This is a genomic window from Pseudomonas sp. S12(2018) (genome assembly GCF_024355235.1).
GTDB lineage: Bacteria > Pseudomonadota > Gammaproteobacteria > Pseudomonadales > Pseudomonadaceae > Aquipseudomonas > Aquipseudomonas palmensis.
Window position 1 is genome coordinate 194,056 of sequence record NZ_QLAD01000009.1, and the last position, 19,800, is coordinate 213,855.

At 64.6% G+C, this 19,800-nt stretch carries 19 protein-coding genes; 12 read left to right on the forward strand and 7 right to left on the reverse strand.

The features are described from left to right. Positions 1-67: 67 nt before the first annotated feature. Both DN388_RS21335 and DN388_RS21340 read right to left on the reverse strand, forming a co-directional pair. Positions 68-964, reverse strand: coding sequence for a D-hexose-6-phosphate mutarotase (locus tag DN388_RS21335; protein WP_100634852.1), 897 nt, complete (start codon positions 962-964; stop codon positions 68-70). A 72-nt stretch (positions 965-1,036) separates the two neighbouring features. Beyond that, the gene (locus tag DN388_RS21340) at positions 1,037-1,438 is read right to left on the reverse strand and encodes an acyl-CoA thioesterase (RefSeq protein WP_009402429.1); all 402 of its coding nucleotides are present in this window, start codon (positions 1,436-1,438) and stop codon (positions 1,037-1,039) included. Between the two features lie 360 nt (positions 1,439-1,798). Here DN388_RS21340 and DN388_RS21345 point away from each other — a divergent pair, with 360 nt between their 5' ends. From DN388_RS21345 to DN388_RS21380, 8 genes are all read left to right on the forward strand, one after another. After that, complete coding sequence (locus DN388_RS21345) at positions 1,799-3,088, forward strand: MFS transporter (RefSeq protein ID WP_043861540.1); 1,290 nt, start codon at positions 1,799-1,801, stop codon at positions 3,086-3,088. 150 nt (positions 3,089-3,238) lie between these two features. Then, positions 3,239-4,240 (forward strand): phosphate ABC transporter substrate-binding protein PstS, encoded by a 1,002-nt coding sequence (locus DN388_RS21350; RefSeq protein WP_043861541.1) that lies wholly within the window; start codon positions 3,239-3,241, stop codon positions 4,238-4,240. Positions 4,241-4,378: 138 nt separating this feature from the next. After that, positions 4,379-6,667 carry an ABC transporter permease subunit gene (locus DN388_RS21355; protein WP_043861542.1) on the forward strand — a complete coding sequence of 763 codons (2,289 nt, stop codon included), beginning with the start codon at positions 4,379-4,381 and terminating at the stop codon, positions 6,665-6,667. A gap of 17 nt (positions 6,668-6,684) precedes the next feature. Further along, the gene (pstA, locus tag DN388_RS21360; RefSeq protein WP_043861543.1) at positions 6,685-8,355 is read left to right on the forward strand and encodes a phosphate ABC transporter permease PstA; all 1,671 of its coding nucleotides are present in this window, start codon (positions 6,685-6,687) and stop codon (positions 8,353-8,355) included. Between the two features lie 80 nt (positions 8,356-8,435). Continuing rightward, entirely contained in the window at positions 8,436-9,269 is an 834-nt protein-coding gene (gene pstB / locus DN388_RS21365; protein WP_043861544.1) for a phosphate ABC transporter ATP-binding protein PstB, read from the forward strand. Positions 9,270-9,325: 56 nt separating this feature from the next. Then, a complete protein-coding gene (gene phoU / locus DN388_RS21370; RefSeq protein ID WP_043861545.1) occupies positions 9,326-10,090 on the forward strand; it encodes a phosphate signaling complex protein PhoU in 765 nt (254 codons plus the stop codon). 162 nt (positions 10,091-10,252) lie between these two features. Beyond that, entirely contained in the window at positions 10,253-11,161 is a 909-nt protein-coding gene (locus DN388_RS21375; protein ID WP_088513972.1) for a response regulator, read from the forward strand. Positions 11,162-11,346: 185 nt separating this feature from the next. Next, entirely contained in the window at positions 11,347-12,243 is an 897-nt protein-coding gene (locus DN388_RS21380) for a M23 family metallopeptidase (RefSeq protein WP_054916463.1), read from the forward strand. A 6-nt stretch (positions 12,244-12,249) separates the two neighbouring features. Here DN388_RS21380 and DN388_RS21385 read toward each other — a convergent pair whose 3' ends face one another. The 3 genes from DN388_RS21385 to phoB all read right to left on the reverse strand — a co-directional run bounded on the left by DN388_RS21385 (position 12,250) and on the right by phoB (position 15,811). Further along, positions 12,250-13,590 carry a hemolysin family protein gene (locus tag DN388_RS21385; RefSeq protein ID WP_043861548.1) on the reverse strand — a complete coding sequence of 447 codons (1,341 nt, stop codon included), beginning with the start codon at positions 13,588-13,590 and terminating at the stop codon, positions 12,250-12,252. A 114-nt stretch (positions 13,591-13,704) separates the two neighbouring features. Further along, complete coding sequence (phoR, locus tag DN388_RS21390) at positions 13,705-14,979, reverse strand: phosphate regulon sensor histidine kinase PhoR (RefSeq protein ID WP_244988738.1); 1,275 nt, start codon at positions 14,977-14,979, stop codon at positions 13,705-13,707. A 142-nt stretch (positions 14,980-15,121) separates the two neighbouring features. After that, the gene (gene phoB, locus DN388_RS21395) at positions 15,122-15,811 is read right to left on the reverse strand and encodes a phosphate regulon transcriptional regulator PhoB (protein ID WP_255002042.1); all 690 of its coding nucleotides are present in this window, start codon (positions 15,809-15,811) and stop codon (positions 15,122-15,124) included. Between the two features lie 147 nt (positions 15,812-15,958). Between phoB and DN388_RS21400 the strand changes: the two genes are divergently transcribed. Then, entirely contained in the window at positions 15,959-16,333 is a 375-nt protein-coding gene (locus DN388_RS21400; RefSeq protein WP_213606578.1) for a hypothetical protein, read from the forward strand. Between the two features lie 31 nt (positions 16,334-16,364). Here the strand turns inward: DN388_RS21400 and ubiA are convergent, their stop codons facing one another. Continuing rightward, positions 16,365-17,255 carry a 4-hydroxybenzoate octaprenyltransferase gene (gene ubiA, locus DN388_RS21405; RefSeq protein ID WP_054916464.1) on the reverse strand — a complete coding sequence of 297 codons (891 nt, stop codon included), beginning with the start codon at positions 17,253-17,255 and terminating at the stop codon, positions 16,365-16,367. Then, complete coding sequence (locus tag DN388_RS21410) at positions 17,255-17,782, reverse strand: chorismate lyase (protein WP_213085773.1); 528 nt, start codon at positions 17,780-17,782, stop codon at positions 17,255-17,257. The genes ubiA and DN388_RS21410 overlap by 1 nt, the downstream gene beginning before the upstream one ends. 207 nt (positions 17,783-17,989) lie before the next feature. Between DN388_RS21410 and DN388_RS21415 the strand changes: the two genes are divergently transcribed. The 3 genes from DN388_RS21415 (at position 17,990) to DN388_RS21425 (ending at position 19,798) form a co-directional block, all read left to right on the forward strand. Continuing rightward, positions 17,990-18,157: a rubredoxin gene (locus DN388_RS21415; RefSeq protein WP_007954349.1), complete on the forward strand. Its 168-nt coding sequence runs from the start codon at positions 17,990-17,992 to the stop codon at positions 18,155-18,157. A gap of 30 nt (positions 18,158-18,187) precedes the next feature. Beyond that, positions 18,188-19,336 carry an NAD(P)/FAD-dependent oxidoreductase gene (locus tag DN388_RS21420; RefSeq protein WP_054916465.1) on the forward strand — a complete coding sequence of 383 codons (1,149 nt, stop codon included), beginning with the start codon at positions 18,188-18,190 and terminating at the stop codon, positions 19,334-19,336. 186 nt (positions 19,337-19,522) lie between these two features. After that, positions 19,523-19,798 carry an HU family DNA-binding protein gene (locus DN388_RS21425; RefSeq protein WP_008366879.1) on the forward strand — a complete coding sequence of 92 codons (276 nt, stop codon included), beginning with the start codon at positions 19,523-19,525 and terminating at the stop codon, positions 19,796-19,798. The last annotated feature ends 2 nt before the right edge of the window (positions 19,799-19,800 follow it).

The following is a 19,800-nucleotide window of genomic DNA, read 5'->3' on the forward strand; positions in this document are numbered from 1 at the left end:
AGGTACAGTGCTGCCCTCATGATCAGTGCAATGCCCGGTGGGAGCGGGCTTGACCCGCGATAGCGGTCTAGAGCGGTTCGCTGCCGATACTGACACTCAGCGAATGGGTCGCCCCGGGCGCAAGTTCCACCACGTCATCCCACACGTTCGCCGTCTCGATGCACAGCATCCGCTGCCAGCCGTCATCGGCCATGTCCGTGAGCTGCGCGGCGCGGTCCACCCATGGGTTCCAGATCACCGCCGAACGCGAACCCTGGGTACGCAGGGTGATACGCCGGTTCCAGCCCGGGTCGACGATGCTCAGACGCTCAGGTGTCTGCAGGTAGATGCGGTCGGTTTCCCCGGCAAACCCCAGGTCGCCCTGCTGGGTGCGTTGCTCCCAGTCTGCCAGCGTCTCGATGTAGGCCAGCCCGTCCACGCCTTCAACTCGCGCGCCACGCACGTCGCTGACTGCAAAGTAGCTGTGCAGCGCCTGGCTGAGGGTGACGCTGCCACTGCCCAGGTTGTGGCTGTCGAGGGTCAGCGCCAGTTCTTCGCCGAGCACGATGCTCAGTTTCAGTTCCACCGTGTGCGGCCAGCCGGGAAGCTCCCCCAACGCTTGGGGCAGCGTGAAGTCCACGCGTACCGAATCCGCACTGCTGTCGATACCCAGCAACTGCCAGTCACGCCCGCGCACCAGCCCGTGGGCCGGGGCCTCGGCGCCGTGGAACATGGCCTGTACGGCCGCTGGGTTGCGTTGCAGGTTGCCGAACCAGGGCCAGCACACCGGGGCACCGGCGCGCACCGATTTGCCCTGCCTGAAGATCGCCTGATCGCTGAGCCACAGCAGCGGCGGCTCGCCCACGCGCTGGTAACTGAGCACCTGTGCGCCCTGCTGGGCAATCAGCAGCTCGGCGCGAGGCGTGGTGATACGCCAGCAGGCAAGCTCGCCATGCTGTTCGACTTCTACCTTGGATGTGGACATGCGTTGCTCTCGAAGGGTGGCCTACGAGGTCTTGGACCTCGCGCAGACCCTCGAGTTTAGCGCGCCCCAGGCTCAGCGACGAGGCGGCACCGAGCGGGTGCGGCCGCTGCCGTCGATGGCGACGAACACGAACACCGCCTCGGTGACCTTGCGCCATTCACTGCTCAGCGGGTCGTCGCTCCACACCTCGACCATCATCTGGATCGAGCTGCGGCCGATTTCCAGGGTCTGGGTATAGAAGGACAATTGCGCGCCCACCGCCACCGGCACCAGAAAGGCCATGCGGTCGATCGCCACGGTGGCGACGCGCCCGCCTGCGACTCGGCTGGCCATGGCCGTGCCGGCCAGGTCCATCTGGGCGACCAGCCAGCCGCCGAAGATATCGCCGAAACCGTTGGTTTCACGGGGCAATGCGGTGATCTGCAAGGCCAGGTCGCCTTGCGGAATAGGATCTTCTTGTTCGAGTTCAATCATGCCGGGGGTGCCTCTGACCCGTAACGCTTCGTTGGTTTGCGCTGGTGCGGACGCCGCGAAAAACGATTCAGCACGAACATACTACGCTGCTTCGCTCTGCCGTGCGGCGAAGGGAAACTCTGCGAAACCGACTAAGCATACCTAGCGGCGTTTTCGCACAACATCCCACACAAGGCGTAACCGTTTGATACGAGCGGCCAGTATATAGAGCCGCGCGTGGGGCGACGACCATGCGGTCATGATTATCTGCCCCGATTATGTCGATCCATGTGCTTTTTCGAACAATTTGCTATCGTTCGACCTCCTGACAGGCCGGGGCCAGCGCTGCCGCGGCCTGATTTGCCAATAAGAGACGCTTCGATGACCTCCGTGCCCCCCTCCATAGAGCAGCCCTCGCGGCCGCTCACCCGCAGTGACTACAAGACCCTGTCGCTCTCCGCCCTGGGCGGGGCGCTGGAGTTCTACGACTTCATCATCTTCGTGTTCTTCGCCGCGGTGGTGGGCAAGCTGTTCTTCCCGGTCGACATGCCCGAGTGGCTGCGCCTGATGCAGACCTTCGGCATCTTCGCTGCCGGCTACCTGGCGCGCCCGCTGGGCGGCATCGTGATGGCCCACTTCGGCGACCTGCTGGGGCGCAAGAAGATGTTCACCCTGAGCATCTTCATGATGGCCGTGCCGACCCTGATCATGGGCCTGCTGCCCACCTACGCACAGATCGGCATGTGGGCACCGATCCTGTTGCTGCTGATGCGCGTGATCCAGGGTGCCGCCATTGGCGGTGAAGTGCCGGGTGCCTGGGTGTTCGTGTCCGAACACGTGCCGGCGCGCAACATCGGCTACGCCTGCGGCACCCTGACGGCGGGCCTCACCTCGGGCATCCTGCTCGGCTCGCTGGTCGCGACCCTGATCAACACCGTGTACACCCCCGAGCAACTGAGCGACTACGCCTGGCGGATCCCGTTCCTGCTCGGCGGCGTGTTCGGCCTGTTTTCGGTGTACCTGCGCCGCTGGCTGCACGAAACCCCGGTGTTCGCCGAGATGCAGCAGCGCAAGGCATTGGCCGAGGAAGTGCCGCTGCGCGCGGTGCTGCGTGACCACCGTGGCGCCATCGTACTGTCGATGCTGCTGACCTGGCTGCTGTCGGCCGGCATCATCGTGGTCATCCTGATGACCCCGACCGTGCTGCAGACTCTCTACGGCATCAGCGCCACCGAGGCCCTCAAGGCCAACAGCCTGGCCATCGTGCTGCTGAGCATCGGCTGCATCGTGGCCGGGCGCCTGGCCGACCGCTTCGGCGCCGGGCGCGTGTTCATCGTCGGCAGCCTGGCGCTGCTGGCCAGCTCCTGGAGCTTCTACCACAACCTGGCGGCGCACCCTGAGTGGCTGTACCCGATGTACGCCGTTACCGGGCTGTGCGTGGGCATCGTCGGTGCGGTGCCTTACGTGATGGTGCGCGCCTTCCCGCCGGTGGTGCGTTTCAGCGGCCTGTCGTTTTCCTACAACCTGGCCTACGCGATCTTCGGTGGCCTGACCCCGATCATGGTCACCTCGCTGATGAAGTTCAGCCCGCTCGGCCCGGCCTACTATGTCGCCGGCATCTGCACCCTGGGCCTGCTGGTAGGCATCTACCTGCTGCTCACCAAGCGCTGAAACCCCGCCCCGCGTCCGCTATAAAGGCCATCCCTCGAACGAGGTGATGGCCTTTCATCTAATTGTCACATTCAGTTCATAGAGTAGTCATACGGCCTGCAGATACTTGGGCCCGATCCATCTACCCCCAATTCCTGCTAGGAGTAAGGCATGAAACTGAAGCGTTTGATGGCGGCCCTGACCTTTGCCGCCGCTGGCGTTGCGACTGCCAACGCAGTTGCCGCTGTTGATCCTGCTATTCCGACCTACGTCAAAACCACCGGCGTATCGGGCAACCTCTCCAGCGTCGGTTCCGATACCCTGGCCAACCTGATGACCCTGTGGGCCGAGGCCTACAAGAAGGAATACCCGAACGTAAACATCCAGATCCAGGCCGCCGGCTCCTCCACCGCGCCACCCGCGCTGACCGAAGGCACCGCCAACCTGGGCCCGATGAGCCGCAAGATGAAAGACGTCGAGCTGCAGGCGTTCGAACAGAAGTACGGCTACAAGCCGACCGCCATCCCGGTCGCCGTCGACGCCCTGGCCGTGTTCGTGCACAAGGACAACCCGATCAAGGGCCTGACCATGGCTCAGGTCGACGCCATCTTCTCCTCCACCCGCCTGTGCGGTGCCAAGGCCGACGTGAAAACCTGGGGCGACCTGGGCGTGACCGGCGACCTGGCCAACAAGCCGGTCCAGCTGTTCGGTCGCAACTCGGTATCCGGCACCTACGGCTACTTCAAGGAAGAAGCCCTGTGCAAAGGCGACTTCAAGCCTAACGTCAACGAACAACCTGGCTCGGCGTCCGTCGTGCAGTCGATCAGCAGCTCGCTGAACGGTATCGGTTACTCGGGCATCGGCTACAAGACCGCCAGCGTGAAAACCGTGGCCCTGGCCAAGAAGGAAGGCGGCGCGTTCGTCGAAGACAACGAAGCCAACGCCCTGAACGGTACCTACCCGCTGTCGCGTTTCCTCTACGTCTACGTCAACAAGGCCCCGAACAAGCCTCTGGCCCCGCTGGAAGCCGAGTTCGTCAAGCTGGTGCTGTCGCAGGCCGGTCAACAGGTCGTGGTGAAAGACGGTTACATCCCGCTGCCCGCCAAAGTGGCCGAGAAAGCGCTGGCCGACCTGGGCCTGAACCACGCCGCCAAAGGCGTCGCTGCAAACTGAGTGTGAACGGGCGCGCCCTGCATTTGTGCGGGCCGCGCTGCAAATTGCGAGTCCGCTGCCAGGCATGCCTGAGCGGCGGGCTTTTTTGCGTCACTGCATTGTCATGTTTTTGTCATACGGGACCGCTAGGGTGAGCGCATGAATGATCTGGCCAACTCCACCATGACCCAAAATTCTCCCCCCGTGCGGATTGATTTCAATACGCCCGAGCTGCAACGCAAGCGTCGCCTGCGTGCATTCAAGGACCGCCTGACCCGCTGGTATGTACTGGTGGGCGGGCTCGCCGTGCTGGCGGCGATCACCTTGATCTTCTTCTACCTGGCCTACGTGGTGGTGCCGCTGTTTCAAGGCGCCGAACTGACCACCAAGAAGGCCATGACCCCGGCCTGGCTGACCCAGGACGCCGGCAAGCCGCTGATGATCGCGCTCGAAGAGCAGAACCTGGTCGGCATGCGCGTCTCGGACAAGGGGCAGGCGCTGTTCTTCGACACCAAGACCGGTGCCGAGCTCAAGCGTGTCGACCTGCCGGTACCGGCCGGCACCCAGGTGACCTCGATCGGCGCCGACCAGCCGGGCAACCCGCTGGTGGTGCTGGGCCTGTCCAACGGCCAGGCACTGGTGTTCAGCCACAGCTACAAGATCACCTACCCGGACAACCACAAGACCATCACCCCGGCCATCGACTACCCCTATGGCCAGCAACCGTTCGCCCTCGGCGATTCGGGCCGTGCGCTGGAGCACGTGAGCCTGAACGTCAATGGCGACACCCTGGTGGTGGCCGGCTCCAGCGGTGCGCAGTTGCAGGTACTGCAACTGAGCCGCGAAGAAAACATGATGACCGGCGAAGTCACCAGCGAGCAGAACCACATCGAACTGCCGCAGATGACCGAGGCGGTCAAGGCGATCTTCATCGACCCGCGCCAGCAGTGGTTGTACGTGATCAACGGGCGGGCCCAGGCCGATGTGTTCAGCCTGCGCGACAAGAGCCTCAACGGTCGTTACAAGCTGCTCGACGACGCCGATGCCGAAGTCACCGCCAGCGCCCAGCTGGTGGGCGGCATCTCGCTGATCATCGGTGACTCCAAGGGTGGCCTGGCCCAGTGGTTCATGGCCCGCGACCCGGACGGCGAACAGCGCTTCAAGCAGATCCGTACCTTCCAGATGGGCAAGGCGCCGATCGTGCAGATCGATGCCGAAGAGCGCCGCAAGGGCTTCGTGGCACTGGATGCCAGCGGCAAGCTCGGCGTGTTCCACAGCACCGCGCACCGCACCCTGCTGGTGGAGCCGATGGCCGAAGGCGCCGGCGTGCTGGCACTGTCGCCACGGGCCAACCGCCTGTTCGTCGAAGAGGGCGGCAAGCTGATCCCGGCCAGCCTGCGCAACCCGCACCCGGAAGTGTCCTGGAGCGCGCTGTGGAGCAAGGTCTGGTACGAGAACTACGACGAGCCCAAGTACGTCTGGCAGTCCACCGCGTCGAACACCGACTTCGAGCCCAAGCTGAGCCTGTCGCCACTGACCTTCGGTACGCTCAAGGCCGCGTTCTACGCGATGATCCTGGCCGCACCGCTGGCGATTGCCGCAGCGATCTACACCGCCTACTTCATGGCCCCGGGCATGCGCCGCAAGGTCAAGCCGGTGATCGAGCTGATGGAGGCGATGCCCACGGTGATCCTCGGCTTCTTCGCCGGGCTGTTCCTGGCGCCGTACCTGGAAGGGCATCTGCCCGGTGTGTTCAGCCTGTTCGTGGTGATGCCGTTCGGCATCCTGCTGGCTGGCTTCATCTGGAGCCGCCTGCCGGAGTCGATCCGCCTGCGTGTGCCGGATGGCTGGGAAGCGGCGATCCTGATCCCGGTGATCCTGTTCACCGGCTGGGGTGCGCTGACCCTGAGCCCGTTCCTCGAAACCTGGTTCTTCGGCGGCGACATGCGCCTGTGGATCACCAATGACCTGGGCATCACCTACGACCAGCGCAACGCCCTGGTGGTCGGTATCGCCATGGGCTTTGCGGTCATCCCGAACATCTACTCGATTGCCGAGGACGCCGTGTTCAGCGTGCCGCGCAGCCTGACCCTGGGCTCGCTGGCACTCGGCGCCACGCCGTGGCAGACCCTGACCCGCGTGGTCATCCTGACCGCCAGCCCGGGCATCTTCTCGGCGCTGATGATCGGCATGGGCCGCGCGGTGGGTGAAACCATGATCGTGCTGATGGCCACGGGCAACACCCCGGTCATGGAAATGAACCTGTTCGAAGGTATGCGCACCCTGGCGGCCAACGTCGCGGTGGAGATGCCCGAATCGGAAGTCGGTGGCAGCCACTACCGCGTGCTGTTCCTCGCCGCGCTGGTGCTGCTGATGTTCACCTTCGTGATGAACACCTTGGCCGAGCTGATTCGCCAGCGTCTGCGCAAGAAATACTCGTCGCTTTGATAGAAAGGTAGAGATCCGTGAAAAAGGATTCCCTCAAGAGCTGGTTCAAGAGCGGCGCCCCTGGCGTCTGGATAAGCGGTGGCGCGGTGTCCATCGCGGTGATCATGACCATCGGTCTGCTCTCCGTGATCGCCGTGCGCGGCCTGGCGCACTTCTGGCCGGCCGACCTGATCCAGGCCAGCTACAACGTGCCGGGCCAGGCCAACCACATCGTCATCGGCGAAGTGGTGCAGAAGGAAGAGGTGCCGCTGGCACGCCTCAAGGGGGCCGGCCTGCCGGTACCCGACAACGGCCCGGAGTTCATGACCCGCGAGTTGATCAAGGTCGGCAACCGCGACCTCAACGGCAGTGACTTCACCTGGGTGGTCGGCGACTGGCTGGTGGACCAGCAGAAGCCGGTCGACCTGATCGCCCTGGAGCGCCGCGAGTGGGGCAACTTCTACGGCTACCTGGTCAGCGTCAAGGAAAACGGCAAGGTGGTTGCCGAAGGGCAGGCCGCCTGGAACGAGCTGCAGGCACGCCTCAAGCGTGCTGCCGGCCTGGCCGGCGAGCTGCAGAAGCTCGAGAAGAAGGACATCGGTGCGATCAACCATGGCCTTGAGCGCCTGCGCCTGCAAGCCCGCAAGCTGGAACTGCAAGGCAAGCTGACCCCTGTAGCGCAGGCCGACATGGATGCCGAGCGCGCCGAGCTGAACAACCGCTACAAGGCCATCGAGGACCGCCTGGGCAAGCTGCACCAGGACTTCAGCCGCGACAGCCTGGTGGCCCGTGACGGCAATGGCCGCGAAGTCGAGATCAACCTCGACAAGGTGGTGCACGCCTACCAGCCCAACGCCATGAACAACTTCACCAAGCTGGGCACCTACTTCGCCAAGGTGTGGGAGTTCCTCAGCGACGACCCGCGTGAAGCCAACACCGAGGGCGGGATCTTCCCGGCGATCTTCGGCACTGTGATGATGACCCTGATCATGGCCGTGATCGTCACCCCGTTCGGCGTGCTGGCGGCGGTGTACCTGCGTGAATATGCCCGCCAGGGCCCGGTGACCCGGCTGATCCGCATCGCGGTGAACAACCTGGCCGGCGTGCCGGCGATCGTCTACGGCGTGTTCGGCCTGGGCTTCTTCGTGTACGTGCTGGGCGGCTCGCTCGACCACCTGTTCTTCCCCGAAGCACTGCCGGCGCCGACCCTGGGTACCCCGGGCCTGCTGTGGGCCTCGCTGACCCTGGCGCTGCTGGCGGTGCCGGTGGTGATCGTGGCCACCGAAGAAGGCCTGGCGCGGATCCCGCGGACCGTGCGCGAGGGCTCGCTGGCCCTGGGTGCGACCAAGGCCGAGACGCTGTGGAAGATCGTGCTGCCGATGGCCAGCCCGGCGATGATGACCGGCATGATCCTGGCCGTGGCCCGTGCCGCGGGCGAGGTGGCGCCGCTGATGCTGGTGGGTGTGGTGAAACTGGCGCCGTCGCTGCCGGTGGACGGCAACTACCCGTACCTGCACCTGGACCAGAAGATCATGCACCTGGGCTTCCACATCTACGACGTCGGCTTCCAGAGCCCCAACGTCGAGGCCGCGCGGCCGTTGGTGTACGCCACGGCGCTGCTGCTGGTGATGGTGATCGCCACGCTCAACCTCTCGGCGGTATGGATACGCAACCACCTGCGCGAGAAGTACAAGGCGCTGGACAGCTGATACCCCTTATTGCAAGCGCCGCCCGTGTGTTGTGCCGGGCGGTACGATGAAACGAAATTGATAGCGTATGGAGTCTTACCATGCAGCATGAATCCCACACCCACGGCATCGACATGTCCGCCCTGGGTCGCACCAAGCAGAGCCTGCAGCTGGCCGACGAGACCGTGGCCATCGAAGTGCCGGGCCTGAGCCTGTTCTACGGCGAGAAGCAGGCGCTGTTCGATGTCAGCCTGAACATTCCCAAGCAGCGCGTGACCGCCTTCATCGGCCCCTCGGGCTGCGGCAAGTCGACCCTGCTGCGCACCTTCAACCGCATGAACGACCTGGTCGACGGCTGCCGGGTGGAAGGCGCGATCAACCTCGACGGCAACAACATCTACCGCAAGGGCGAGGACGTGGCCGAGCTGCGCCGCCGCGTGGGCATGGTGTTCCAGAAGCCCAACCCGTTCCCCAAGACCATCTACGAAAACGTGGTGTACGGCCTGCGCATCCAGGGCATCAACAAGAAGCGTGTACTGGATGAAGCCGTGGAGTGGGCACTCAAGGGCGCCGCCCTGTGGGAGGAGGTCAAGGACCGCCTGCACGACTCGGCCCTGGGCCTGTCCGGCGGCCAGCAGCAGCGCCTGGTGATCGCCCGTACCATCGCGGTGGAGCCTGAGGTGCTGCTGCTCGACGAACCGTGCTCGGCGCTGGACCCGATTTCCACGCTCAAGGTCGAAGAGCTGATCTACGAACTCAAGTCCAAGTACACCATCGTCATCGTGACCCACAACATGCAGCAGGCCGCGCGGGTTTCGGACTACACCGCGTTCATGTACATGGGCAAGCTGGTGGAATACGGTGACACCGACACCCTGTTCACCAACCCGGCGAAGAAGCAGACCGAAGACTACATCACCGGTCGGTATGGCTAGGATTCAACGATTGAACGCCGCCTGACAGCACTTACCGGACGCGCCAAGGATTTCTCATGATCGACAAAGACAGCCTTACCCATCACATCTCCCAGCAGTTCAACGCCGAACTTGAAGAGGTTCGCAGCCATCTTCTGGCAATGGGCGGCCTGGTCGAGAAACAGGTCAACGACGCCGTCACCGCGCTGATCGAGGCCGATTCGGGCCTGGCCCAGCAGGTGCGCGAAGTCGATGAGCAGATCAACCAGATGGAGCGCAACATCGACGAGGAGTGCGTGCGCATCCTGGCCCGGCGCCAGCCGGCGGCGTCGGACCTGCGCCTGATCATCAGCATCTCCAAGTCGGTGATCGACCTGGAGCGCATCGGCGACGAATCGACCAAGATCGCCCGCCGCGCCATCCAGTTGTGCGAAGAAGGCGAGTCGCCGCGCGGCTACGTGGAGGTGCGTCACATCGGCGACCAGGTACGCAACATGGTGCGCGACGCGCTCGACGCCTTTGCCCGCTTCGATGCCGAGCTGGCGCTGTCGGTGGCGCAGTACGACAAGACCATCGACCGCGAGTACAAGACCGCCCTGCGCGAGCTGGTGACCTACATGATGGAAGACCCGCGCTCGATCTCGCGGGTACTGAGCGTGATCTGGGCGCTGCGTTCGCTGGAGCGCATCGGCGACCACGCGCGCAACATCGCCGAGCTGGTGATCTACCTGGTGCGCGGTACCGACGTGCGTCACCTGGGCCTGAAGCGAATGAAGGAAGAAGTCGAGGGCAACGGCAACGGCGAAAAAGCTAATGTTCCGGGCAAACCTGACGATAAATAGGACTGCCCCGAGAATGAACGCCCGGCCTTGGCCGGGCGTTTTCGTTTGCGGCAGCGCAACAGCACGCACCCGCGAATGATTTGACGGAGCCCCGGCATGAGCGAAGTCTTGGCAAATGGCCATCAGTCAACGTTATGCTAGCCGGGTCTTGAAGGAGTGGCGATGAGTAAAGTCAGTGTTCTGGTCGTGGATGACGCGCCGTTTATCCGTGACCTGGTGAAAAAGTGTCTGCGCAATTACTTCCCCGGCATGGTCATCGAGGACGCGGTCAACGGTCGCAAGGCCCAGGTGCTGCTGGAGCGCGAGCGTTTCGACCTGGTGCTGTGCGACTGGGAGATGCCCGAGATGTCGGGCCTGGAGCTGCTGACCTGGTGCCGCCAGCACGAAGCGCTCAAGGCCATGCCGTTCATCATGGTGACCAGCCGTGGCGACAAGGAAAACGTGGTGCAGGCGATCCAGGCCGGTGTGTCGGACTTTGTCGGCAAGCCGTTCACCAACGAGCAGTTGCTGACCAAGGTGAAGAAGGCGCTGACCAAGCTGGGCAAGCTCGATACCCTGATGGCCAGTGCGCCCACCCGCGCCACCTCCGCGTTTGCCAATGACTCGCTGTCGGCCCTGACCGGCGGCAAGGCCGAGACCGTGCGCCCGGCCGCCCCAGCTGCGGCCCCGGTGGCGGCGGCCAAGCCACTGATCAATGCGCCGCAACCGGGCGCGGCCAAGGCGGCGGCGCCGGCGGGCCGCGGACAGGGCCAGCTGCGCCTGTCCAGCGGCAACCAGGCCTGCGTGATCAAGGCCCTGAGCCTGAAGGAAGCCTTGCTGGTGGTACGCCGTGGCGAAGTGCTTCCGCAGATCCTGGAAGGCGCGGTGCTGGACCTGGAGCAGGGCGACAATGCCGAGATCGCGCGGCTCAACGGGTACCTGCATGCGGTGGTGGCGGTGGAATCCAAGCCGGACAGCGACTGGCTGCAGCTGACCTTCCGCTTTGTCGATCAGGATGCGCAGAAGCTCGACTACCTGTCGCGGCTGATTGCCCGCGGTACGGCGCTCAAGCACTTCGTGCCGGGGGCCTGACAGGCCCTTTGCTGCTCGCAGCCTCTTCGCCGGCAAGGCCGGCTCCTACAGCCGTAGGAGCCGGCCTTGCCGGCGAAGGACACACCACTGATCGCCTGCCATACCCCGCATCACTCCCCGCAACACGCCCTCCATATTCCCCTGCTAGGCTTGCTCACAGCTAACCTGTCAGATGGCCACTACCGATGCCGCCACACCTGCTGCTGTTCTGCGCCCTGTTGCTGGCTGCCGGCCCGAGCTGGGCCATGACCATCTACAAGAACACCGACGCCGACGGCGTGGTGTCCTATTCCGATCGCCCCAGCCCCGGCGCTCGCGCACTGGTGTTCCGTGATCGCATGGTCGAGCAGCTGGGCCAGCAGGTGCAGTTGCAGGTCAGCAAGTACGCCGACGGCGTGCGTTTCAGTGCCCGCAACGAGCTGCACGCCCCGGTCGAAGTGGAACTGCGCCTGGAGCGCCTGGGCAACGTGCAGAACCTGGCGCCGCGCATCGTCCGGCGGGTGGTACCGGCCCGTTCCACGCTGCTGCTCACTGCCCTCGGTGCGCGCAAGCCCGGTACCCCGGTCAGCTACCGCGAGCAGTTCAACTACACGTTGGGCAACCCCGCCCAGCGCACCCAGGCCTATCGCTACCCGTTCCCCTGGCGCGGCGGCCCGTTCCGCCTCTCCCAGGGCCCCAATGGCACCTACAGCCACTTCGGCCCCAAGGGCCGCTATGCCATGGACATCGCCATGCCCGAAGGCACGCCGATCATCGCGGCGCGGGCAGGGGTGGTGATAAAGACGGAAAACACCCAGAGCGGGCGCGGTACCAACCCGGCAGGCAATTTCGTGCGGATTCTGCATGCCGACGGCACCATGGGCGTGTACCTGCACCTGATGCGCGGGTCGGTGGTGGTCAGCGAAGGCCAGCGGGTGGCCTATGGCACGCCGCTGGCAAGGTCCGGCAACACCGGCAACAGCAGCGGGCCGCACCTGCATTTCGTGGTGCAGCGCAACGTGGGGCTGGCGCTGGAGTCGATCCCGTACCAGTTCAACCAGCCCATCGGCGGGCTGCCGAGCTTTACCGCCGGCAACCCGTAAGGCGCGTCAATCGAGCTTGAGCACCTTGGCCAGCACGATCTTGGGCCCTTTCATCTTCTTGATGATGATGCGCAGGCCGTCGACCTCCAGCACCTCTTCTTCTTCCGGTACGCGCTTGAGCGTCTCGTAGACCAGGCCAGCAAGGGTTTCGGCCTCGATATGGTCCAGGTCCACGCCCAGCAGGCGCTCGACCTTGAACAGCGGGGTGTCGCCGCGAACCAGCAGCTTGCCGGGCTGGTAGGCGAGGATACCGCGCTCGGTCTTGCGGTGTTCGTCCTGGATGTCGCCCACCAGCACTTCGAGCACGTCTTCCATGGTCAGGTAGCCGATCACCTTGCCATCGGCCTCTTCGACCAGGGCAAAGTGCGCGCCGCCCTTGCGGAACTGCTCCAGCAGCTGCGACAGCGGCATGTGGCGCGATACGCGTTCCAGCGGGCGGGTCAGCTCGGCCAGGTTGAACGACTCGGGCAGGTGGTCCAGCGCGGCCAGTTCCAGCAGCAGGTCCTTGATGTGCAGCAGGCCGACGAATTCGCCGCTTTCGGCGTCGAGCACCGGGTAGCGGCTGAACTTGTGCCGGCGGAACATCGCGAGGATCTCCTTGAGCGGCGCATGGGCGTCGAGGCTGACCATGTCTTCACGGGAATTGGCCCAGTCGACCACCTCCAGTTCGCCCATCTCCACCGCCGAGGCCAGTACGCGCATGCCCTGGTCGCTGGGGTCCTGGCCCCGGCTGGAGTGCAGGATCAGCTTGAGCTCCTCGCGGCTGTAATGGTGCTCGTGGTGCGGGCCGGGCTCGCCCTGGCCGGCGATGCGCAGGATGGCGTTGGCACTGGCGTTGAGCAGGTAGATGGCCGGGTACATCATCCAGTAGAACAGGTACAGCGGTACCGCCGTCCACAGCGACAGCAGTTCGGGCTTGCGAATGGCCCAGGACTTGGGCGCCAGCTCGCCGACCACGATGTGCAGGTAGGAGATCACGAAGAAGGCGCTGAAGAACGATACGCCCTTGATGACTTCGGGCGATTGCACGCCCACCGCCGCCAGCAGCGGCTCGAGCAGGTGCGCGAAGGCCGGCTCGCCGACCCAGCCCAGGCCCAGCGAGGCCAGTGTGATGCCCAGCTGGCAGGCCGACAGGTAGGCGTCCAGCTGGCTGTGTACGGTACGCAGGATATGCCCGCGCCAGCCGTTCTTGCCGGCAATCGCCTCGACCCGGGTCGAGCGCAGCTTGACCATGGCGAACTCGGCCGCAACGAAGAATCCGTTGAGCAGAACCAGCAGCAGAGCAAAAAGAATCATGCCGAAATCGGCGAACAGTGAAGCGAGGGTGATACCAGGGGAAGGGTCCATGATGGAGTTTTACGGGGTCCGTCTTCTGAAATAAGGGAGTGTGGCAATGCCAGCAGGTACTGGCGCGAGTCAGCCAATGTAGCGGCTGACTGCGCAAATTTAAAGGGCGGTCGCTCAGGAAACGGTGCGGGTTGCCACCTGAACGGGGGCGAAATGGCAGGTAAAGGTACTGCCGTGGCCCGGTACGCTGCTGATCTCCAGCCGGCCGCGGTGGCGCAGCAGTACGTGCTTGACGATCGCCAGGCCAAGGCCGGTGCCGCCGGTGGTGGAGTTGCGGCTGGAGTCGACGCGGTAGAAGCGCTCGGTCAGGCGTGGCAGGTGCTTGGGGTCGATGCCGATGCCCGAGTCCTGCACGCTCAGGTGCGCGCCCTGGGCGTCGGCCCACCAGCGGATGCGGATCTGGCCCTCATCCTGGGTGTACTTGACGGCATTGAACACCAGGTTGGAGAACGCGCTGCGCAGTTCCGCCTCGCTGCCCTTGAGGCGCACGCCCGGCTCGGCGTCCAGGGTGATGCGCTGGTTGCGCTGGCCGGACAGGGCCTGGGCATCGCCCTTGATCGACTGCAGCAGGGTGTCTATGGCCACCGGCTGGTTGTCGGAGGGGTAGTCGGTGGCCTCCAGCTTGGCCAGCAGCAACAGGTCGTTGAGCAGTGTCTGCATGCGCACGCCCTGCTGCTGCATCTGGGTCAGGGCCCGCACCCAGCGCGGGTTCACCTCCTCGACGTTGTCGAGCAGGGTCTCCAGGTACCCGGCAATCACCGTCAGTGGCGTGCGCAGCTCGTGGGAGACGTTGGCGACGAAGTCCTTGCGCATCTGTTCGAGCTGGTGGATGCGGGTCACGTCGCGCACCAGCATCAGGTGTTCGTTGTTGCCGTAGCGGGTGATGTGCAGCTGGATGCGCAGGCGGTCGCTGATGGGCGAGGGGATTTCCAGCGGTTCGAGGTAGTTCTCCTGTTCGAAGTACTCCTTGAAGCGCGGGTGGCGCACCAGGTTGGTGACCGGCTGGCCGCTGTCCTGTGGGGTCTTGAGCCCCAGCAGGGTCTCGGCGGCGCGGTTCCACCACTCCAGGTTGCCGTCGCTGTCGAGCATGATCACCGCGTCCTTGAGGGCGGCGGTGGACTCCTGCACGCGGTCGATCACTGCCTGCAGGCGCCCGCGCACGCGTTGGTCGCGGCGTTGCAGGTGGTAGATGCTGTCGAACACCTCGCCCCACAGGCCATAGCCGTCGGGCGGGGCCTCGTCGGGTTTGTGCTGGCGCAGCCAGTCGTGCAGACGCAGCAGCTGCTTGAGGGTCCAGCCCAGATACACGCCAAGGCCCAGGGCCAGGCTCCAGCCGTAATGGCCGCTGATCAGCCCTGCCAGCAGGCAGACGGTGGTCAGCAGCAGCATGTGGCGAATCAGGGTGCCATGCCAGTTTTGGTTCACGGTGGGTCCTTAGGACCCGCTGCAAGCTGCAAGCGGCAAGCTGCAAGATTGAAGCGGATCTGCGTTTGCTTTTGCTCTTACTTGAGGCTTGTAGCTTGCCGTGTTCTCAACTCTTGGTTGAGAACCGGTATCCCGTGCCGCGCACGGTTTGTACCAGATTTTCGTAGGCTTCACCCAGCGCCTTGCGCAGACGGCGGATATGCACGTCGACGGTGCGCTCCTCCACGTACACATTGCCGCCCCATACCTGGTCGAGCAGCTGGCCACGGGTGTAGGCGCGCTCCTGGTGGGTCATGAAGAACTGCAGCAGGCGGTATTCGGTAGGGCCCATCTCGGCAGGCTTGCCGTCGATGGTCACGCGGTGGCTGATCGGGTCGAGCAGCAGGCCGCCGACCTCGATCGGGGCCTCGCCATCACTGGGGCCGGCACGGCGCAGCACGGCCTTGAGGCGGGCCACCAGTTCGCGCGGGGAGAACGGCTTGGTGATGTAGTCGTCGGCGCCGACTTCCAGGCCCTGGATCTTGTTGTCTTCCTCACCCTTGGCGGTGAGCATGATGATCGGGATGTCGCCGGTCAGCTCGTCGCGCTTGAGGCGCCGCGCCAGTTCGATGCCCGAAGTGCCCGGCAGCATCCAGTCGAGCAGGATCAGGTCGGGCTTGCGGTCGACGATGATGGCATGGGCCTGCTGCGAGTTTTCCGCCTCCAGGCAGTCGTAGCCGGCCATTTCCAATGCAACGACGATCATCTCGCGAATCGGCGCCTCGTCGTCAACGATCAGAATGTTCCTGCCAACCATGCTCAAACCTCTTCCCATTAAGGTGTCTTGGCCCGCATTAGATAACGGAATTATTGCAGTCGTGTGACAGGTCGTGTGGCCTGGCGGCAACATTCCTTGGCTGAGCTAGGCTTTAGCTCCCACCCATCACCAAAAACGGTGAATCCAATGACACGACATACGCTGAACTGGATGGCTCTCTTTGCTGTTGCAGCACTGGCCCTGCCGGGGGTGGCAGCGGCCGCGCCGGGGATGGAGAAGAACGGCGTGCTGGTCGATTCTGCCGGCATGACGCTGTACACCTTCGACAAGGATGCAGGTGGCAAATCCATGTGCAATGACGACTGCGCCAAGAACTGGCCGCCCCTCAAGGCCATGGCGGGCGAAGCCGCCGAGGGCAAGTGGACGCAGATCAAGCGCGAAGACGGCTCGATGCAGTGGGCCTACGATGGCAAGCCGCTGTACACCTTCGTCAAGGACAAGAAGGGCGGTGACATGACCGGCGACGGCATGAAGGACGTCTGGCACGCCGCCAAGCCATGAGGCCGGCCTTGCGCGGCCGCCCCCGGGGCGGCTAGCGCAGGGCGTAGTCCAGTACCACGCCGATGAACACCAGCAGCCCGGCCCAGTGGTTGTGCAGGAAGGCCTTGAAGCAGGCGTCGCGATCCAGGCTGCGGGTCGACCAGTATTCCCAGGCGAAGCACAGCGCCGCGCCTACCAGCCCCAGGTGGAACCAGCCACCCAGCTCGAAGCGGTTGCCGGCCATCAGCAGGCAGCCCAGCGACAGCAGCTGCAAGGTCAGGATGATGGCGCGATCGGCTTCGCCGAACAGGATCGCAGTGGACTTGACCCCGATCTTCAGGTCGTCGTCGCGGTCGACCATCGCGTAGTAGGTGTCGTAGCCCACGGTCCACAGCAGGTTGGCGATGTACAGCAGCCAGGCGATGGCCGGCAGCTCGCCGGTGGCGGCGGTGAAGGCCATGGGGATGCCCCAGGAATAGGCTGCGCCCAGCACCACCTGCGGGTAATAGGTGTAGCGCTTCATGAACGGGTAGCAGGCTGCCAGCGCCACGGCGCCGAACGACAGCCATACCGTCTGCGCATTGGTGCACAGCACCAGCACGAAACTCAGCCCCACCAGGGTCGCGAACAGGACCAGCGCCTCGCGCCCGCTGATGCGTCCGGCCGCCAGCGGGCGTTCGGCGGTGCGCTTGACGTGACCGTCGACCTTGCGGTCGGCAAAATCGTTGATCGCGCAGCCCGCGGCGCGCATCAGCACCACGCCGAACAGGAAGATCAGCACGTTGGCCACGGTGGGCGTGCCTTTGGCCGCGATCCATACCGCCGTGAGGGTGGGCCACAGCAGCAGGTAGATGCCGATCGGCTTGTCCATGCGGCTGAGCTGGATGAAGTCCCAGGCCCGGGGGTGCAGGCGATTGAGCGACTTGAGCAGGCTCAGGTACATCAGCGGTCCTCCAGGCGGGTATCGGTGGCCTGCCACAGGGCAGGCAGGAAGATCTCGGCCACCAGGATGCTCAGTTCACCCTGGTCGAACCGCGAACGGCGTGCCCACAGGCCGTCATGGCGCTGCTCGCGGGGCAACCAGGCGGCAGGGTAGTGGCACACCTCGATGGCCTGGCGGGTAAACCCGGGGCTGCAGAACAGCAACTCGCCCAGCGAACGGCTGCCCAGCGCTTCCATGTCCAGGCCGCCCTGCTGCAGGGCGCTGCGCGCGGCCACACTGCGTGCGTACACCCACGGCTGGCCATGCCCGCGCAGGTACACCTCGCGCACCCAGCCTTCGCTGCCCGGGGCCAGGCCGAGGCTGGTGCACTCGTCGGCGCGCAGCGGCTGCCAGCCCTCGTACAGGGGGGTCACGCTGAAGTGATCGGCGGATAATCGGGTCAGGCGGCGGGTCAACGAGCCCTGGTCGAACAGCCAGTCGGCGGTAAGGGGGTCGGCGCTTGCGGCCAGCGGCGTTTGCTGCTGCAGCCAGTGTGGCGCGGGCACTTGCGAGGTTTCGTACGGCACGGTAGGTATGCGGTTACAAGCCAGTGAGGCGCCGAGCTTAGCATGTTTGCCGGTTGCGCTTGCATCGCGCCACCAGCCTCAGTACAAAGCCCCCTGACGATCCATGCAGCGCCAAGACTGTAATGATCACAACCGATGTGCGTCTGGATTACTGGAGGGAGAGCGATCATGAAGAAGTGGCAATGCGTGGTATGCGGGCTTATCTACAACGAGGCCGATGGGTGGCCGGATGACGGCATTGCGCCGGGCACCTTGTGGCAGGACGTGCCGGAAGACTGGCTGTGCCCGGACTGCGGTGTGGGCAAGATGGATTTCGAGATGATCGAAATCAACTGATCATTTTTTATACAGGGAAGGGATGAAGGCATGAGCGATCCGGTGGTGATTGTCGGTACGGGGCTGGCGGGCTACAACCTCGCCCGCGAATTTCGCAAGCTCGACGGCGAGACGCCGTTGCTGCTGATCAGCGCCGATGATGGTCGCTCGTATTCCAAGCCGATGCTGTCCACCGGCTTTGCCAAGGACAAGGACGCCGACGGCCTGAGCATGGCCGAGCCGGGGGCCATGGCCGAGCAGCTCAAGGCCCAGGTGCGTACCCATACGCGCATCAGCGGCATCGATCCGGGCCACAAGCGCCTGTGGATCGGCGAGGAGCAGGTGCCGTACCGCGACCTGGTGCTGGCGCTGGGCGCGCAGACCATCCAGGTGCCGGTGCAGGGCGACGCAGCCGATGCGATCTTCCCGATCAACGACCTCGAAGACTACGCGCGCTTTCGCGCCGCGGCGGCCGGCAAGCGCCGGGTACTGATTCTGGGGGCCGGGCTGATCGGCTGCGAGTTCGCCAACGACATGCACCTGGGTGGCTTCGAGATCGACATCGTCGCCCCCTGCGAGCAGGTCATGCCGACCCTGCTGCACCCGGCCGCCGCGGCTGCGGTGCAGGCTGGGCTGCAAGGGCTTGGTGTGCGCTTTCACCTGGGCCCGGTGCTGACCCGCCTGGAACGTTCGGCCGATGCCCTGCAAGCGCATCTGTCCGATGGCAGTGTGATCGTCTGCGACCTTGTGGTATCGGCCATCGGCCTGCGCCCCCGCATCGACCTGGCTGCCGCCGCTGGCCTGCAGGTCAATCGCGGGGTGGTGGTCGACCGCCACCTGCGCACCTCGCACGCCAATATCCATGCCCTGGGCGACTGTGCCGAGGTCGACGGCATCAACCTGCTGTACGTGATGCCGCTGATGGCCTGCGCGCGCGCGCTGGCGCAGACCCTGGCGGGCAATCCGACGGTGGTCAGCTACGGGCCTATGCCCATCACGGTGAAGACCCCGGTATGCCCGCTGGTCGTTTCGCCGCCGCCACGCGCCCGCGAAGGCCAGTGGCAGGTCGAAGGGCAGGGCAGCGACATCAAGGTGCTCTGCCGGGATGCCGATGGCCAGCTGCTGGGCTATGTATTGACCGGTACGGCAGTGATGGAAAAGCTGGCGCTGAACCGTCAACTTCCGCCGTTGCTGGCATAAATAGCTGTCGTTCTGTCGGATATACCCTGCCATTGCCTGAACAATGGCCGCCCAGAGACTGGCGCGGCCACTGGCGGCGTGCCATTCTCACACCCGTCTGCCGCAGTTTAGAGCCTGCGGTGCCTTAGGCGCTGCCTGCAAGGCAGCACGGCATAACAACAAAAAATCCGTCAGAGGGGCTTCACCATGCGTAAACCAGAACTCGCCGCAGCCATTGCCGAGAAAGCCGACCTTACCAAGGAGCAGGCCAACCGCGTGCTCAATGCCGTACTGGAAGAAATCACCAACGCGCTGCACAAGAAAGACAGCGTCACCCTGGTAGGCTTCGGCACGTTCCTGCAGCGCCACCGTGGCGCGCGCACCGGCAAGAACCCTCAGACGGGCGAGCCGGTGAAGATCAAGGCCAGCAACACCGTGGCGTTCAAGCCAGGCAAGTTCCTCAAGGACAGCGTCAATCCGTAAGG

Excerpts from the sequence above, each read along its gene's own strand:
- DN388_RS21345 (WP_043861540.1), top strand. The coding sequence starts at position 1,799 with ATGACCTCCGTGCCCCCCTCCATAGAGCAGCCCTCGCGGCCGCTCACC.
- DN388_RS21350 (WP_043861541.1), top strand. The coding sequence starts at position 3,239 with ATGAAACTGAAGCGTTTGATGGCGGCCCTGACCTTTGCCGCCGCTGGC.
- DN388_RS21380 (WP_054916463.1), top strand. The coding sequence starts at position 11,347 with ATGCCGCCACACCTGCTGCTGTTCTGCGCCCTGTTGCTGGCTGCCGGC.
- DN388_RS21335 (WP_100634852.1), bottom strand. The coding sequence starts at position 964 with ATGTCCACATCCAAGGTAGAAGTCGAACAGCATGGCGAGCTTGCCTGC.
- DN388_RS21340 (WP_009402429.1), bottom strand. The coding sequence starts at position 1,438 with ATGATTGAACTCGAACAAGAAGATCCTATTCCGCAAGGCGACCTGGCC.
- DN388_RS21355 (WP_043861542.1), top strand. The coding sequence starts at position 4,379 with ATGAATGATCTGGCCAACTCCACCATGACCCAAAATTCTCCCCCCGTG.
- DN388_RS21425 (WP_008366879.1), top strand. The coding sequence starts at position 19,523 with ATGCGTAAACCAGAACTCGCCGCAGCCATTGCCGAGAAAGCCGACCTT.
- DN388_RS21375 (WP_088513972.1), top strand. The coding sequence starts at position 10,253 with ATGAGTAAAGTCAGTGTTCTGGTCGTGGATGACGCGCCGTTTATCCGT.
- DN388_RS21385 (WP_043861548.1), bottom strand. The coding sequence starts at position 13,590 with ATGGACCCTTCCCCTGGTATCACCCTCGCTTCACTGTTCGCCGATTTC.
- phoU (WP_043861545.1), top strand. The coding sequence starts at position 9,326 with ATGATCGACAAAGACAGCCTTACCCATCACATCTCCCAGCAGTTCAAC.
- DN388_RS21420 (WP_054916465.1), top strand. The coding sequence starts at position 18,188 with ATGAGCGATCCGGTGGTGATTGTCGGTACGGGGCTGGCGGGCTACAAC.
- DN388_RS21415 (WP_007954349.1), top strand. The coding sequence starts at position 17,990 with ATGAAGAAGTGGCAATGCGTGGTATGCGGGCTTATCTACAACGAGGCC.
- phoR (WP_244988738.1), bottom strand. The coding sequence starts at position 14,979 with ATGCTGCTGCTGACCACCGTCTGCCTGCTGGCAGGGCTGATCAGCGGC.
- ubiA (WP_054916464.1), bottom strand. The coding sequence starts at position 17,255 with ATGTACCTGAGCCTGCTCAAGTCGCTCAATCGCCTGCACCCCCGGGCC.
- pstB (WP_043861544.1), top strand. The coding sequence starts at position 8,436 with ATGCAGCATGAATCCCACACCCACGGCATCGACATGTCCGCCCTGGGT.
- DN388_RS21400 (WP_213606578.1), top strand. The coding sequence starts at position 15,959 with ATGACACGACATACGCTGAACTGGATGGCTCTCTTTGCTGTTGCAGCA.
- phoB (WP_255002042.1), bottom strand. The coding sequence starts at position 15,811 with ATGGTTGGCAGGAACATTCTGATCGTTGACGACGAGGCGCCGATTCGC.